The sequence below is a fragment of the Ensifer sp. LC11 genome (assembly GCF_001695835.1).
In the GTDB taxonomy this organism is placed as follows: domain Bacteria; phylum Pseudomonadota; class Alphaproteobacteria; order Rhizobiales; family Rhizobiaceae; genus Ensifer.
In genome coordinates this window covers 44,646-60,268 of record NZ_MBSO01000007.1, presented here as the reverse complement: position 1 = coordinate 60,268, position 15,623 = coordinate 44,646, and the positions used below count along the sequence as shown (strand labels likewise).

The window sequence follows — 15,623 nt, the reverse complement described above, 5'->3', positions numbered from 1 at the left end:
GCTTGCGTCCGACTGGGGGCGGCGTTGTCGTTGATTGAACCAAGGGGTACGCTTCCCATGTTCTACCAGCTCTACGAACTGAACCATGCAATGATGGCGCCGTGGCGCACGGCTGCCGATGCCATGCGGCTTGCCTTCAGCAACCCGATGAATCCCATCTCACATACCTATTTCGGCCGCGCCGCCGCGGCGGGGCTCGAGGTTTTCGAACGCTCCACCCGCCGCTATGGAAAGCCTGAATTCGGGCTTCCTGAAACGTTGATCGACGGGCTGCCCGTCGCCGTCCAGGAACGGATCGTCTGGCGTGCGCCGTTCTGCAACCTCATCCATTTCGAGCGCGATCTGCCCAAGGGCCGCGCTGCCGATCCGAAGGTTCTGGTCGTTGCGCCGATGTCCGGCCACTACGCGACGCTGCTGCGCGGCACCGTCGAGGCACTGCTGCCCCATTCCGATATCTACATCACCGACTGGATCGACGCCCGCATGGTGCCGCTCAGCGAAGGCACCTTCGACCTTGACGACTACATCGACTACGTCATCCAGATGCTGCATTTCCTCGGGCCCGATACCCATGTGATCGGCGTCTGTCAGCCGGCCGTGCCGGTGCTCGCCGCCGTTGCGCTGATGGAAGCGGCCGACGATCCGCTGTCGCCGGCGACGATGACGCTGATGGGCGGACCGATCGACACCCGCATCAACCCGACGGGCGTCAATCAGCTGGCTGAACAGCGGCCGATCGAGTGGTTCCGCGACAACGTCATCATGCCGGTGCCGTGGCCGCAGCCGGGCTTCATGCGCATGGTCTATCCGGGCTTCCTGCAGCTGTCCGGCTTCATGTCGATGAACCTTGACCGCCACCTGATCGCCCACAAGGAGTTCTTCGCCCATCTCGTGAAGAACGACGGCGACGCCGCCGAGAAGCACCGCGACTTCTACGACGAATATCTCGCTGTCATGGACCTGACGGCCGAATTCTACCTGCAAACGGTGCAGGTCGTCTTCATGCAGCATGCTTTGCCCAAGGGCGAGATGATGCATCGTGGCAAGCGCGTCGATACCACGGCGATCAGGAAGGTGGCGCTGCTGACGGTCGAAGGCGAGAACGACGACATCTCCGGTGTCGGCCAGACGAAGGCGGCGCAGACGATCTGCACCAATATCCCCGACCATATGCGCCTGCACTACATGCAGCCGGATGTCGGTCACTACGGTGTCTTCAACGGCTCGCGCTTCCGCCGCGAAATCGCCCCACGCATCGTCGCCTTCCAGCGCGAGCATTCGCGCCATGCCAAGCCGGTCAAGCAGCTGATCAAGGGCGGAAAATCGGCGTAAACCCGGCAAACCGGTCGTTTTGACCGCGTAGAGTCAAGGGTTTGTCTGATTCCGGGAAGGCGCGTCTTGCAGAGGCAGGAGCGCCTTCCCACATCGTTTTCATCGGGCCGCATGGGTGGCCCGGATGATTGCGAGGAATCCTGAAGATGAACCAATCTGCAATGATCCGTCCGGATTGGACGCCCGCGACCATCGCCCTGATGGTGCTTGGCTTCGTGGTCTTCTGGCCACTCGGCCTGGCCATGCTCGCCTATATCCTGTTCGGCGAAAAGCTGAAGACTTTCAAGAAGGACGCTAACGACACGGTGGATGGCATGTGCTCTGCTTTCAAGCGCAATGGACGCCGCTCCAACTGGACGCATCGCACCGGCAACGTCGCCTTTGACGACTGGCGCGAAGCCGAGCTGGCCCGCCTCGACGAGGAACGCCGCAAGCTCGACGAGATGCGCGAAGAGTTCGACACCTATGTGCGCGAGCTTCGCCGCGCCAAGGACCAGGAAGAGTTTGACCGCTTCATGCGTGACCGCAAGAACGGCGGCTCCGGTCCGGTGGTCGAAGCGCACTAATCCGCAGACAACGCTTCCGGCGTTTCACATGAAACGCCGGATTATCTATTGTGCGCCTTTCGACGCTGTAGGCGAAGCCCCAGCGAATCGGTTAGAAAGCCTGCATGTTCCCTTCTTTCAAGCGGCGCATTCAACCTGCTCCACCCGCCACGACGCGGCAGATCGAGGTCGCCGGCAAGTCCCTGCCGCTGACGATCAAGCAGAATGCGCGCGCGACCCGCATGACACTGCGTATCGAGCCGGGCGGCCGGGCGCTGAAGATGACGATCCCTCAAGGCTTGCCCGAGCGCGAGGTCAACGCCTTTCTGACACGCCATCAGGGCTGGCTGATGACGAAGCTTGCCCGCTTCTCCGGCGAAAGCCAGATCGAGGAGGGTGGCTCCATCCTGATCCGCGGCGTTTCCCATCGCATCGAGCGCACCGGCAAGATCCGCGGCCTGACGGAGGCGATGATGGTGGATGACGAGCCGGTGCTGCGGGTCAGCGGCGGCGAGGAGCATCTGAACCGCCGCATCGTCGATTTTCTCAAGAAGGAGGCGCGCCAGGATCTCGATCGGCTCGTGGCGATCTATACGGGGCGGATCGGGCGGCGCGCGAAGTCGGTGTCGCTGAAGGATACGCGCAGTCGCTGGGGATCCTGCTCGGCCGATGGTGCGCTGAGCTTCTGCTGGCGCATCGTCATGGCGCCGCCCAAGGTCATTGCTTATCTTGCGGCCCACGAGGTGGCCCATCTTAAGGAGATGAATCACGGACCGGACTTCTGGGCGCTGTGCGAAAGGCTGTGCCCGGACACGAACGATGCCAAACGCTGGCTGCGCCGCAACGGCACGATGCTGCACGCGATCGATTTCGATTGAACCAGAAGGTCGGCTGGCGACGGTGCTGCGGACCCGTTGCCGTTATGCGCGTTGGCGCGAAAGCGCGTCGCGGATCTTCTCATCGGTCTTGTATTGGCTGAGCGCATAGACCGACCAGATTGCCGCCGGAACCCAGCCGATCAGGGTGAGCTGCAGGATCAGGCAGACGAGGCCGGCCAAAGGGCGGCCGATGGTAAAAAACTGCAGCCAGGGCAGGATAAGCGCGAGCAACAGGCGCATCAGTCTCTCCATTGTGGTAAAATCCATATGGTGAAAACCAGTCGGCCGCGCAAGAGGCTGAACGCTTCTGAGGTTTGTTGGTCGGTGCCGTTGAAAGTGACGAGACGGCCGTCGATATGTCACTACGGACGAGGCTGCGCAGCGGCTTCAAGGCCGCTTGCCGGTGTGTTTTGCGTCGGTTTTTTGGCTCGACTCCCGTGACATTTCATGCAAGGTCGCTTCTCATGAAAACCGAAGTGAAGATATGCGGGCTGAAGACCGCGGAAGCGTTGGAGCGCGCTGTCGCGCTCGGCGCGTCGCATACCGGCTTCATCTTTTTCGCCAAGAGCCCCAGGAACATCGAACCCGACGACGCCGGTCGCCTGGCAGAGCGCATCCGCGGCCAGGCGAAGATCGTCGCGGTCACGGTCAACGCCGACAACGACGAACTTGATGAAATCGTCTCGGCGCTGAACCCGGATATCCTGCAATTGCACGGCGGCGAAAGCCCGGAACGCCTGCTGACGGTCAAGGCGATGTACGGCCTTCCCGTCATGAAGGTTTTTTCGGTCCGCGACGCTGCCGACCTCGAAAAGATCGACGCCTATATCGGCATCGCCGATCGCTTCCTCTTCGACGCCAAAGCCCCCGTGGGGTCGGATTTGCCCGGTGGCAACGGCGTTTCCTTTGACTGGAAGCTGCTCGACGCGCTTGACGGAAGCGTCGATTACATGCTTTCCGGAGGTCTCAATGCCGACAACATCGGCGAGGCCATGGCGCAGACCCGCGCCCGCGCCATCGATATCTCCTCCGGCGTCGAGAGCGCGCCGGGCGTCAAGGATCTGAAGCTCATGGAATCGTTTTTCAATGCCGTTCGCCAGGCGGAGGCGGGCATGCCACGGTCAGGGAGCAGGACGTGAACCAGGCGCCAAAGTTGAATTCCTTCCGGGGCGGCCCGGATGAAGACGGTCGTTTCGGCATTTTTGGCGGCCGTTTCGTGGCCGAGACCCTGATGCCGCTGATCCTCGACCTGCAGGACGAGTGGGACAAGGCGAAGAACGATCCGGCCTTCAAGGCGGAACTGGAGCATCTCGGTGCCCATTACATCGGCCGGCCGAGCCCGCTCTATTTTGCCGAACGACTGACCGCCGAGCTTGGCGGCGCCAAGATCTACTTCAAGCGCGAAGAGCTGAACCACACCGGCTCGCACAAGATCAACAATTGCATCGGCCAGATCCTGCTCGCCAAGCGCATGGGCAAGACCCGCATCATCGCCGAGACCGGTGCCGGCCAGCATGGTGTCGCTTCGGCGACAGTTGCTGCCCGCTTCGGCCTGCCCTGCGTCGTCTACATGGGCGCGACCGATGTCGAGCGCCAGGCGCCGAACGTCTTCCGCATGAAGCTGCTCGGTGCCGAGGTAAAGCCGGTGACCGCCGGCAGCGGCACGCTCAAGGACGCGATGAACGAGGCGCTGCGTGACTGGGTCACCAATGTCGAAGACACCTATTACCTGATCGGCACGGCCGCCGGCCCGCATCCGTATCCGGAGATGGTTCGCGACTTCCAGGCCGTCATCGGCCAGGAAGCCAAGGAACAGATGCTTGCCGCCGAGGGCCGGCTTCCCGATCTCGTCGTTGCCGCCGTCGGCGGTGGCTCCAACGCCATCGGCATCTTCCATCCGTTCCTCGATGATGACAGCGTCAAGATCGTCGGCGTCGAAGCCGGCGGCAAGGGCATCGAGGGCGACGAGCATTGCGCCTCGATCACGGCCGGTTCGCCCGGCGTGCTGCACGGCAACCGCACCTATCTGCTGCAGGACGGCGACGGCCAGATCAAGGAAGGTCATTCGATTTCGGCCGGCCTCGACTACCCCGGCATCGGCCCGGAGCATGCCTGGTTGAACGATGTCGGCCGCGTCGAATACGTGCCGATCATGGACCACGAGGCGCTCGAAGCCTTCCAGACGCTGACCCGTCTTGAAGGTATCATCCCGGCGCTCGAGCCGTCGCATGCGCTGGCCGAAGTCATCAAGCGCGCGCCGAAGATGGGCAAGGACGAGATCATCCTGATGAACCTCTCCGGCCGCGGCGACAAGGACATCTTCACCGTCGGCAAGATTTTGGGAATGGGGCTGTAAGATCATGACCGCACGCATGGACAAGAGATTTGCCGATGTGGCGGCCGAAGGGCGTCCGGTCCTCGTCACCTACTTCATGGCCGGCGATCCGGATTTCGAAACATCGCTTTCGATCATGAAGGCGCTGCCGAAGTCAGGTGCCGACGTCATCGAGCTCGGCATGCCCTTCTCGGACCCGATGGCCGATGGCCCGGCAATCCAGCTCGCCGGTCAGCGCTCGCTGAAGGGTGGCCAGACGCTTGCAAAGACGCTTGAGATCGCCCGCCGTTTCCGCGAGGACGACCAGCGCACGCCGATCGTGCTGATGGGATACTACAATCCGATCTATATCTACGGCGTCGACCGGTTCCTGACCGATGCGCTCGCGGCCGGCATTGATGGCCTGATCGTCGTCGATCTGCCGCCGGAAATGGACGATGAGCTCTGCATCCCGGCTCTTGAGAAGGGCATCAACTTCATTCGCCTTGCGACGCCGACCACGGACGATCGTCGTCTGCCGAAGGTGCTCGAAAATACCTCCGGCTTCGTCTATTACGTGTCGATGAACGGCATCACCGGCTCGGCGCTGCCCGATCCGTCTTTGATTGGCGGCGCCGTCGCGCGTATCAAGGCGCATACCAACCTGCCCGTCTGCGTCGGTTTCGGCGTCAAGACGGCGGACCATGCAAGGGCCATCGGTGCATCCGCCGATGGCGTGGTCGTCGGTACGGCGATCGTCAACCAGATCGCGTCGAGCCTGACCGAAGAGGGCAAGGCGACCGACGCGACGGTTCCGGGTGTCGAAGCGCTGGTCAGAGGGCTCTCGGCAGGCGTGCGGTCCGCACGGCTCGCAGCAGCCGAATAATTGCCTATATTAGCGCGCACAACCCGAAGGAAATCTTCAGGAGTTACTAAGTGAACTGGATCACAAATTACGTTCGGCCGAAGATCAACTCGATGCTGGGCCGCCGGGAAGTTCCGGAAAACCTCTGGATCAAGTGCCCGGAAACCGGCGAGATGGTGTTCCACCGCGATCTCGAAGAGAACAAGTGGGTCATTCCGCAGTCGGGCTTCCACATGAAGATGCCGGCCAAGGCCCGGCTGAAGGATCTGTTCGACGGCGGCATCTATGAGGCGCTGCCGCAGCCGAAGGTTGCCCAGGACCCGCTGAAGTTCCGCGATTCCAAGAAGTATTCGGATCGTCTGCGCGACAGCCGCGCCAAGACCGAGCTCGAAGACACGATCGTTGCCGGTCTCGGCCGCGTCCAGGGCGTCAAGCTCGTTGCCGTCGTTCACGAGTTCAACTTCATCGGCGGCTCGCTCGGCATGGCTGCCGGCGAAGCGATCATCAAGGCCTTCGAAAAGGCGATTGCAGAGAAATGCCCGCTGGTTATCTTCCCGGCTTCGGGTGGTGCCCGCATGCAGGAAGGCATCCTGTCGCTGATGCAGCTGCCGCGCACCACTGTTGCCGTCAATATGCTGAAAGAAGCGGGCCTTCCCTACATCGTCGTGCTCACCAACCCGACGACCGGCGGCGTCACCGCTTCCTATGCCATGCTCGGCGACGTCCACATGGCAGAACCGGGTGCTGAAATCGGCTTTGCCGGCAAGCGCGTGATCGAACAGACCCTGCGCGAGAAGCTGCCGGAAGGCTTCCAGACCTCCGAGTATCTTCTGGAGCACGGCATGGTCGACATGGTGGTCAAGCGCCATGATCTGCCGTCGACGCTCGCTCGGGTTCTAAAGATTCTGCTGAAGAAGCCGGCGGAAGCCTCTAAGCTCAACGGTGGAACGCAGCCGGCCGCCTTGCCGGTCGCGGCAAGCGCCTAATATCTGTTTGCGCAGCAGTTTCCGATAATTGCTGCGCAAGCAAAGCAGACAGGGCATTTCCGTGCTGCGAACAGACGGAGATGCCGCAGCATTCGATCGTGTCGGGGCGGGATGAGATGACAGCGGTGGAAGCCAGCGAAGCAGGCTACGAGATCGAAAAACTTCTCGCGCTGCACCCGAAAGGGTTCGACCTGTCACTGGACAGAATAACCCGGCTTCTCGCCGCGCTCGGCAACCCGCAGGATCGCCTGCCGCCGGTGATCCATGTTGCCGGCACCAACGGCAAGGGGTCGGCAACGGCGTTTTCGCGGGCAATCCTCGAAGCCGCAGGTCTGAGCGTGCACGTTCATACCTCGCCGCACCTCGTCAATTGGCACGAGCGTTATCGTCTTGGCGTCAAGGGCGGTAAGGGACGACTTGTCAGCGACCCGGTTCTTGCCGATGCGGTACGCCGTGTCGCCGAAGCCAATGGCGGCGAGAAGATCACTGTTTTCGAGATTCTGACGGCCGTTACCTTCCTGCTCTTTGCCGAGCATCCGGCGGATGTGGCGATCATCGAGGTGGGCCTTGGCGGCCGCTTCGACGCCACCAATGTGATTGCCCGCCCGGCGGTCTCCGTCATCATGCCGATCTCACTCGATCATCAGGCCTATCTCGGCGACCGGGTGGAACTGATCGCGGCGGAAAAGGCCGGCATCATGAAGCGCGGGTGCCCGGTGGTCATCGGCCAACAGGAAGAAGAGACGGCGCGCGACGTGCTGGTATCGACGGCAGAACGATTGGGCTGCCCGATGTTCGTCTATGGCCAGGACTTCATGGCCCATGAAGAATTCGGCCGTCTCGTCTACCAGGACGAAGGCGGTCTTGCCGATCTGCCGTTGCCGAAGCTGCCGGGGCGTCACCAGTATGCCAATGCTGCCGCTGCAATCCGCGCCGTTCGGGCCGCCGGTTTTGATATCTCTGAAGCGGCGATCGAGAAGGGGCTTGCCCGTGTCGAGTGGCCGGGGCGTCTGCAGCGGCTTACCAGCGGCAAGCTCACGCATTACGGCCCTTCCGACGCAGAAATCTGGGTCGATGGCGGCCACAATCCCGGCGCCGGCCAGGTGATCGCCGAAGCGATGGCGACCTTCGAAGAGCGCGAGTCGCGGCCTCTGTTTCTGATCATCGGCATGATCAACACCAAGGATCCGGTCGGCTATTTCCGCGCCTTCCACGATCTCGCTGAACAGGTCTTCACGGTGCCGATCCGGGGATCGGACGCCGGGCTCGATCCGGTAGCGCTCGCAACCGATGCGGCTGCCGTCGGCTTCGAAACCTCAGCCGTTTCTTCCGTAGCCGAAGCGCTGACCGTCATCGCCAATCTGGTCGACGACGATCCGGTGCCGCCGCGTATCCTGATCGGCGGTTCGCTCTATCTGGTGGGCGATGTACTCGCGGACAACGGCACGCCGCCGAAGTGATCGCGGGTTCGCTTTCGCCGCCCTGAATGACAGCAAGATGACATGAAAAAAGCCCGGCAATGCCGGGCTTTTAAGCATTTCAGCAGGAAGCCTCAGGCGACTGCAGTAGAGATCCACGACGAAAGCGCTGTCTTCGGTGCTGCGCCAACCTTGATATCGGCCACTTCGCCAGCCTTGAACATGGCGAGCGTCGGGATCGAACGTACGCCGTACTGGGCGGCCAGTTCCGGGTTCTCATCGATGTTGAGCTTCACAACCTTGACCTTGCCGGCGAGCTCGTTCGAGATTTCCTCGAGGCTCGGTGCGATCATTTTGCACGGGCCGCACCATTCAGCCCAGAAATCGACAACCACCGGCTCGGCGGAGTTCAGCACTTCCTGCTGAAAATTGGACGTATCGACTTTTACAGTAGCCATAGGCTGCTCCTTGCGTTCGGAATGGGAGTGTCCAGATGTTGTGTCTCATGTGAGAGGGACGCGCTGGATTTTCAATATCCGGTATCTCACTTTGTCGCGAGGTCTTCAAGGCTCCTGTCGAGCGCCTGATCCGTAACGACGTGGATTGCCGGCCCTTCGGTGAAGATCAGCACGCATCGGAACGCGTGTCCGGGATAGAGCGGCCGCAACAGCTCGCGGTAGATCGCCAGCTGCGCCCTATAGGCAAAGGGAACATCTTCCGGTGATGCCGGTACCTGCCTGTTCGTCTTGAAATCGGCAATCGTTACAATGCCAGCGCTGACCGCCAGGCGGTCGATGCGCCCGGAGACGGCGTGATCGCGCTTGCCGAGCGTGAGTGTGCCCATGACCGAGATCTCGGCCCGGCTGCTTTCGGAGAAAAGCGCGCCAAGATCGGGGTGGTCGAGCACGCTCTCGACGCCGGCAATCACCGCCGCGCGCTGTTCCGCCGACCAGCGCGGCACGGAGCGGGCAAGATAGCGTTCGGCCGCCGCACGACGATCATCACTGGCGAGGGACGGCAGCACCTGCAGCAGGCGGTGCAGGATGGCGCCACGCAGCATAGAAAGGTTGGCCGGGGCCTTTTCGGAAAAGAGAGCCGATCCGACCAGCGCCTCGCCATCGTCCTCATCGACGGCGATGCCGATGCCGGAGGGGCTCAGCGGCCGCGGCAAGCGTTTCTGTGGCGGCAGCGGCGTCGAAAGTGCTTTTGGCAATCCGGTTGCCGGGCGACCGTGCTCGACCGACGGTGCGTCGCTCAAGGGAATGTCACGATCAACCTGCGTCTCGCGCCAGGCATGGCCTGCCCATTCTTCATTGCCCGCGTGGAACGTGGTCGAGCGGCCTCGACCCTTTTCGTCCTGGGCAAGGCTCGCCTGAACCATGGCGTGCCACGTATCGGCGACGGCCCGTTGTCCGCGGTAGCCGCAGACGATCAGGCGGTCGGCGGCGCGCGTCATGCCGACATAGAGCAAGCGGCGATACTCTTCCTCGGCGAGCGTCTTCAACCGGTCGTTATCGGCCGCCACGAGCGAGTTCGATTCCGAGCCTGGTGCGCGCCACACCGGCAGCGAGAGGACGGTGCTGTCGCGCTGCGGCAGCTCCAGGAAGCGCAAAGAGGGGACATGCTGGTTGCTAAAGGGCGCGCCACCTCCGTCGACCAGGAAGACGACGGGCGCTTCGAGACCCTTGGCGGCGTGCACCGTCATGATCCGGACCTCGTCGCGTTCCTTGTCCTGCTCGCGCTTGACCGTCGGCGCTTCCATTTCCAGCGTCGAAACGAAGGCCTGCAGGCCAGGCAAACCGGTTCGTTCCTGGTCGAGAGCGAAGGTCAGGAACTCGTCGAGGATATCGCTCACTTCGCTGCCGAGGCGCGCGAGGAAGGCGGCCCTGCCGCCGTGGACGCCGAGGATGCGGGCATAGAAATCATGCGGCGCCAGCTGGCTTGCAAGCGTGATATGCGACGTCAGCGTTCTCGCCGTCGAATGAAACAGGATTTCGTCCGCCGCCTCGTTCTGCAATCGCTGCCAGAGGCTTTCGCCCTCGCGGCGTCGCGCCGCAAGTTCGAACAGCGCGTCCTCACCGATGTTGAACAGCGGGCTTTTCAGCAGCGCTGCAAGTGACAGATCGTCCTGCGGCAGAAGGACAAAACGTCCGAGTGCGAGCAGGTCCTGGACAGCAATGTGTCGCGTCAGTACCAGACGGTCTGCGCCCGCGACCGGAATATTGTTGCGACGCTTCAATGCCCTGGTCAGCGCATTGACGAAGGCGTCGCGCTTGCGAACGAGCACGATGACGTCGCCTGGACGCATCGGTCGGCGAACACCTTTTTCGACGATGGTCTCCTTGCCGATCCAATGCTCCAGCACCGCCGCCACCCGGCGGGCAAGGACGTTGACCGGTGCGCTCTCCGGTGTTGCGTCGAAGGCGGCCGTCCACTCCTCGTCCGCATCCGGGGGGAGCGAAGCGATCACGTCCCAGAGATCGACGGCACCCGGATGACCGATGCGATTGGAGGCATGAACCACCGGCTCGTTGCGGGCGCTCAAGCCTCGCGCATGCGCCGGATCGGCGAAGACCGCATCGACCGCCGAAAGCACGTCGACCGTCGAGCGGAAGGAGAGCTGCAAGCGGATCGGCTCAAACGCCTTGCCGCCATCGCGCACCCGCCGTTCGGTCTCGATGCTCTCGCGCGAAAACCGCTCCGGCCGCGCGCCCTGGAACGAGTAGATCGATTGCTTCTCGTCGCCGACGGCAAACATCGTTCGCTCTGTGCCGCGGGCGCTTTCGCCGGAAAAGAAGTCGGCAGCGAGTGCCTGAATAATTGTCCATTGTGCCGGGCTGGTATCCTGGGCTTCGTCGACGAGGATATGGTCGATGCCCTGGTCGAGCTTGTAGTGCACCCAGGCACTGACGTCGCCACGCGCAAAGAGCGCCGCCGTTCGGTTGATCAGATCCTCGAAATCGAGCTGGCTGCGCCTTCGTTTGAGCTCCTCGTAGTCGGCATTGAGCCTTTCTGCGAGGGTGAGCGCTGCAAGCGTTGCCTCAAACATTTTGAGGATGCTGACATGGTCGATGTAGGCGACGACATGGCGATAGGCCTCGTCGACCAGATCCGCCAGATCGGGAGCCGCCTGCTGCATCGCCTTGTTCAGGAAGGCAGACTGCGCGCGGGGCTTGCCGGTGCCGGTGAAGAACAGATGCCTCAGGCCGTCGTAGCGCGCTTTGAGATCCATCGGTTTGGAGACGGTCCTCAACCCCTCGGAAAACTCCAGAACCTTTGTTCCGCCGACGCTTGCGGCGAGCGAGAAGTAGCGTTCCAGCGCCGGACCGTTCAGCCCTGCCAGCGGCCAGATCCCGGCCATCGCGCTGTCGGCGCTTTCATCTGGCGCCAGCTTCAGGGCCCGACGCAACTCGGCCTCAGTGCCACCGAGCGCATCGGCTTGTTCGAGAAAGGCCTGGATCGAGGTCCGGTTCTGGACGATTGCCGCGAGCAGTTTTTCCAGGCCCGTGTCGTCGGCAAGGTCGAGGACCGTCGCGAAGGCCCGCGCCAGCTCGGGATCGTCCTTGGCCGCGGTTGCGGTCAACAGCATGCGGCGGGCATCGGCCAGAAGCACCGCGGCTGCGCGGTCGTCAAGAACCGAGAAATGCCCGGCGACATTGGCTTCCAGCGGAAACTGGTGCAGCAACGCCTCGCAGAAGGCGTGGATTGTCTGGATCTTCAGGCCGCCGGGCGTTTCCAGCGCGCGGGCAAACAGTCGACGTGCTTCCTGAAGCTTGAAGAGCGATGGCCGCTCGCCCTCGATCGCCTCGATCCGTTTTTCGAGCGTCGCGTCGTCGAGCGTTACCCATTCGGCGAGCCGCTCGAACACGCGGTTCGACATCTCGGAGGCTGCCGCTTTGGTATAGGTCAGGCAGAGAATGGCCGACGGCCGGCAGCCGGCAAGCAGCAGCCGGATCACCCGCTGGGTCAGCACATGGGTTTTGCCGGATCCGGCATTGGCGGATACCCAGGCGGAACGCTGAGGGTCGGAGGCAAGCGACTGCCGGCGCGAGGTCCAGTCGAGCCAGGCCTGCGGTGTCACCTGTTCGGGACCGAGGCTGTCATCCCTCATCGCCATCCTCCTCGTCGCTATCGGCTGTCGACCATTCGGCCACGCGTGCCAGGTGGTCGTACTCACCGCCATAGTCGCGCTCTTTCTGTACGATCAGGCGCGATGCAAAGCCGTGTTTGCCCGAAAGCAGGGCGCTGAGCAGTTTTCTGAGTTCGCTCAGCGATTCGTCGGCAAGCTGGTCCGCGGATTTGGTCTCCTTCGCCTTGCTGCCCTCGTTGTTGACAGCTTCAGATTTGAATCGCGCGCCGGGCTTGAGCCGGACATAAAGCAGCGATTGCGGGTGGCTCGGCGGCACATCCTTGAAGGCACCGGCCTTAAGTGCGGCTGCCTCGAGCGCAAGCTGCGGATCGAGCAGCACGCGGGCTTCCTTGATCGATGGGCTGGAGCCGGTCTTGTAGTCGATCAGCTCGACGCTGCCATCGTTCAGCACGTCGAGCCGGTCGGCTATGCCGGTCAATCGCATGTCGGCGACGCCGAGCTCCATCGAAGCCGGAACCTCGGTGCGCGATCGCCGTATCCAACGGGCGCGATCGCGCTCCCATTCAATGAAAGCCTTGCCAACCGCGGCGAAACGGGGTCGCCAGATCGTGTCGATATGGACAGGCAGGCGCGCCTCGTCAAAGGCCTCGTTCAAGAGCCGATGCATCGCCTCCTCGGCGGCAGGCGACATCAGGTCGAAACCGCCGCGGACGAAACGCTCGACAATCTGGTGATAGAGCGTGCCGCGCTCGGCCGGACCGGGATCGCTGTTGAACGGCAGCAGCGGATGCAGGCGAAGAATGCGCCGGGCGTAGATGGCGTAGGGGTCGCGCCTTAGCCGCGAGACCTCGCTGAAGGAATACTTGCGTGGCTGCAATTCCGTCGGCGGTTTGGGGGCAGGGCGTTCCGCGAGCGGTTGGCGCCCGCCGTCGTCGAGCATCCGGGCCCAGGCGAGATAATCAGCACCGTTGGCGCGCAAGGCTTCAGCCAATCGTTCGCCGCCGAGGGCAAGCAGGCGCTGCAGCCATCGCGACGCGACCGTGGGTGTTGCGCCCTGGCGCATCGAGCGGGTGAAGATCAGCCGCCGGGTGCCGCAGGCCATCTGGAAGTCATGCGCGAGCTGACCGATGCGCCGTTCGGGTGGTTCAAGGCCAATTCCCGTCTTCATGGTGCGCGACAAGAAGGGGTCGTTGGCGGTCTGACCAGGCCAATTGCCCTCGTTCATGCCGCCGAGCACCACCAGATCCATGCTCTGCAGGCGCGATTCCAGCGCGCCGAAGATGAAGACCCGCGGATGGCGCATCGAACGCGGCTTGACGGCCGCGCTCGCGGCAAGCGCCTCCATGACGTCGCACCATTGCGGACCGTCTGCCGTCATCTGGCCATCGGTCTCGATGATGCCGCGAAGGAGCGTCGCCAGCGTATCGGCTGCCTCGCCGGACCAGAGACCGCCGAGATCACCGCGTTCATCGATACAAGCCGCTTCCAGCGCTTGGCCGGTGCGCGTCGCCCAATCGGCGAAAGTGAATTCGTCCGAGAACACCCGGCTACCGTCTCTCTTCCGCGTGAGCGCCGAGGCCAGTGGCGCGACCGAGGATCCGATTTTCCGGGCCAGGTCGCGGGCCGCCTGAAGATCGTCGTCGCTGATTCCGGCGCGCCATTCCGGCGGGTGACGATCGGTCTTGTGTTGGAGAATAGCCGCGTCGAGCAACGGTTCGAGGGCGAGGATATCGACCGTTGCCGTGCTGCCGCGCAGCGCCATCCGCTCAAGCGTATCGGCGCCTTGGTGCATCATGTCGCGGCAAAGCCCGAAGCGCGCCAGTGGATGCTTGAGCAGGGCAGCGAAAGGCACGGGGTCGCCCGGGCGCAGGCTCGCCTCCAGAAGCAGGCGCATGAAGCTGCCCTGCGGTGTTGACGACAGGGGGGTACCGGCGGAATCGTCGGCCTCGATGCCGAAGCGCGCAAGCTCGCTGCCGACCCGTCGCGCGAGGTTTCGGTCCGGCGTGATCAGCGCCGCCTGGCTGTCTTCGCTGCCCTCCAGCGCCAGCCGCAGGGCAACGGCGATCGCCGCCGCCTCCTCGCGCTCATTGGCGGCTTGGATGAGGGCGGCATCCCCAAAGGCTGCCTGCAGCAGGTGAGAATCGAGCTCGTTGCGCGTTTCGGTCCAGGCATTGGTCGCCTTGGCCGGCAGAAGGGCGTGCGACAGGATTGCGGCGCGGAAGTCGAGGTCCGCATCGGCGCTGGCCAAGGCGGCCACGTCGGGCCGCAGAACGGCCATGCGCTTCAGCAGCCTGTAGAAACCGTATTGCGGGTGGCTGCGGCTTGCCGGGTCCGGCCTGCCGTCAAGGGCGGCATCGGCGACGATCATGTCCCACTCGGCATCGCTCATCGTCTGGTCGAGACCGGGAAGCACGATCGTGCCGTTGGGCAGCTTCTGCACGGCGGCGATCAGCGCCGCGGTTGCGGGAATGGAGCCGGTCGAACCGGCAATGACGATGGGCCCTTCGATCTTGCCGGCGGCGATCCGTTGCGTCTCTGCCTGAAGGATGGCGTTGCGATGGCGCGCGGGCGAGGATTGCTTGAGTTCCTCGAGCCGCTCCGGCCAGTAATGGCGGGCGATCTTCAGGAATTCGAGCGTCAGTTGCCACCAGAGCGCATGCTCGCCGGCATCGAGCCGGTCGAGCTCGTCCCAGTCCAGCTCTTCGGTCTCCATCGCATCGATGAGGTCGGCGAGATTGCGCGCGAGCCAGATCGCATCCGCGGGACTTGCCGGTGCAATCAGCGGGCTTTCCGCGTGGATATCGAGCACCACCTTCGGCAGGCGGTTGCGCCAGGCAAGGATCAGCCGGCCAAGTTCGATCAGCCGCGCCGTGCCGGGCAGCGGCGGGGCGAGATCGAGGATCGCCGGCACCTCGGCATCGAAGAAGCCGCTGTCGTCGTCGGTCTCGCCGAGTGCCTTGATCGTGGGCAGGATGGTGGAGCGGCCGCCGAGCAGATCGACGAACTCCGATCGAAGCACACGGGCCGAGCGGCGGGTCGGCACGAAAATCGTCACGCCTGCCAGCGGCAGCGGGTCGGCCGGATCGTAGCGGAAGTCCGGGGTCAGGCTTCCAGCGCAGAGCGTTTCGGCGAGCGTCTTCAGAAAGGGGAGGCCGGGCGGGATCGTGAAGACGTTGGACCGGCGGCCGCTCACGC

At 63.3% G+C, this 15,623-nt stretch carries 12 protein-coding genes; 8 read left to right on the top strand and 4 right to left on the bottom strand.

Features of this window, described 5'->3' with window-relative positions; all coding sequences use genetic code 11:
* Positions 1-57 precede the first annotated feature (57 nt).
* From phaZ to BBX50_RS05520, 3 genes are all read left to right on the top strand, one after another.
* Positions 58-1,332 carry a polyhydroxyalkanoate depolymerase gene (gene phaZ / locus BBX50_RS05530; protein WP_065774318.1) on the top strand — a complete coding sequence of 425 codons (1,275 nt, stop codon included), beginning with the start codon at positions 58-60 and terminating at the stop codon, positions 1,330-1,332.
* A gap of 146 nt (positions 1,333-1,478) precedes the next feature.
* Positions 1,479-1,898 (top strand): DUF2852 domain-containing protein, encoded by a 420-nt coding sequence (locus tag BBX50_RS05525; RefSeq protein WP_065774317.1) that lies wholly within the window; start codon positions 1,479-1,481, stop codon positions 1,896-1,898.
* A gap of 104 nt (positions 1,899-2,002) precedes the next feature.
* Positions 2,003-2,755, top strand: coding sequence for a M48 family metallopeptidase (locus BBX50_RS05520; RefSeq protein ID WP_065774316.1), 753 nt, complete (start codon positions 2,003-2,005; stop codon positions 2,753-2,755).
* 42 nt (positions 2,756-2,797) lie between these two features.
* Here the strand turns inward: BBX50_RS05520 and BBX50_RS05515 are convergent, their stop codons facing one another.
* Positions 2,798-2,995, bottom strand: a complete 198-nt coding sequence (locus BBX50_RS05515; protein ID WP_065774315.1) for a YqaE/Pmp3 family membrane protein — start codon at positions 2,993-2,995, stop codon at positions 2,798-2,800.
* 224 nt (positions 2,996-3,219) lie between these two features.
* Here BBX50_RS05515 and BBX50_RS05510 point away from each other — a divergent pair, with 224 nt between their 5' ends.
* The 5 genes from BBX50_RS05510 to BBX50_RS05490 all read left to right on the top strand — a co-directional run bounded on the left by BBX50_RS05510 (position 3,220) and on the right by BBX50_RS05490 (position 8,380).
* Positions 3,220-3,894, top strand: coding sequence for a phosphoribosylanthranilate isomerase (locus tag BBX50_RS05510; RefSeq protein ID WP_065774314.1), 675 nt, complete (start codon positions 3,220-3,222; stop codon positions 3,892-3,894).
* Positions 3,891-5,111: a tryptophan synthase subunit beta gene (gene trpB, locus BBX50_RS05505; RefSeq protein WP_065774313.1), complete on the top strand. Its 1,221-nt coding sequence runs from the start codon at positions 3,891-3,893 to the stop codon at positions 5,109-5,111. The genes BBX50_RS05510 and trpB overlap by 4 nt, the downstream gene beginning before the upstream one ends.
* Positions 5,112-5,115: 4 nt before the next feature.
* Positions 5,116-5,955 carry a tryptophan synthase subunit alpha gene (gene trpA, locus BBX50_RS05500; RefSeq protein ID WP_065774312.1) on the top strand — a complete coding sequence of 280 codons (840 nt, stop codon included), beginning with the start codon at positions 5,116-5,118 and terminating at the stop codon, positions 5,953-5,955.
* Positions 5,956-6,005: 50 nt separating this feature from the next.
* Entirely contained in the window at positions 6,006-6,920 is a 915-nt protein-coding gene (gene accD / locus BBX50_RS05495; protein WP_065774311.1) for an acetyl-CoA carboxylase, carboxyltransferase subunit beta, read from the top strand.
* A gap of 116 nt (positions 6,921-7,036) precedes the next feature.
* Complete coding sequence (locus BBX50_RS05490; protein WP_065774346.1) at positions 7,037-8,380, top strand: folylpolyglutamate synthase/dihydrofolate synthase family protein; 1,344 nt, start codon at positions 7,037-7,039, stop codon at positions 8,378-8,380.
* Positions 8,381-8,472: 92 nt separating this feature from the next.
* Here the strand turns inward: BBX50_RS05490 and trxA are convergent, their stop codons facing one another.
* The 3 genes from trxA to addB form a co-directional block, all read right to left on the bottom strand.
* Complete coding sequence (trxA, locus tag BBX50_RS05485) at positions 8,473-8,796, bottom strand: thioredoxin (RefSeq protein ID WP_057252049.1); 324 nt, start codon at positions 8,794-8,796, stop codon at positions 8,473-8,475.
* 86 nt (positions 8,797-8,882) lie between these two features.
* Positions 8,883-12,449 carry a double-strand break repair helicase AddA gene (addA, locus tag BBX50_RS05480; protein ID WP_065774310.1) on the bottom strand — a complete coding sequence of 1,189 codons (3,567 nt, stop codon included), beginning with the start codon at positions 12,447-12,449 and terminating at the stop codon, positions 8,883-8,885.
* A complete protein-coding gene (gene addB, locus BBX50_RS05475; protein ID WP_244513162.1) occupies positions 12,439-15,621 on the bottom strand; it encodes a double-strand break repair protein AddB in 3,183 nt (1,060 codons plus the stop codon). Before addB ends, addA begins: the two co-directional genes overlap by 11 nt.
* Positions 15,622-15,623: the final 2 nt, after the last annotated feature.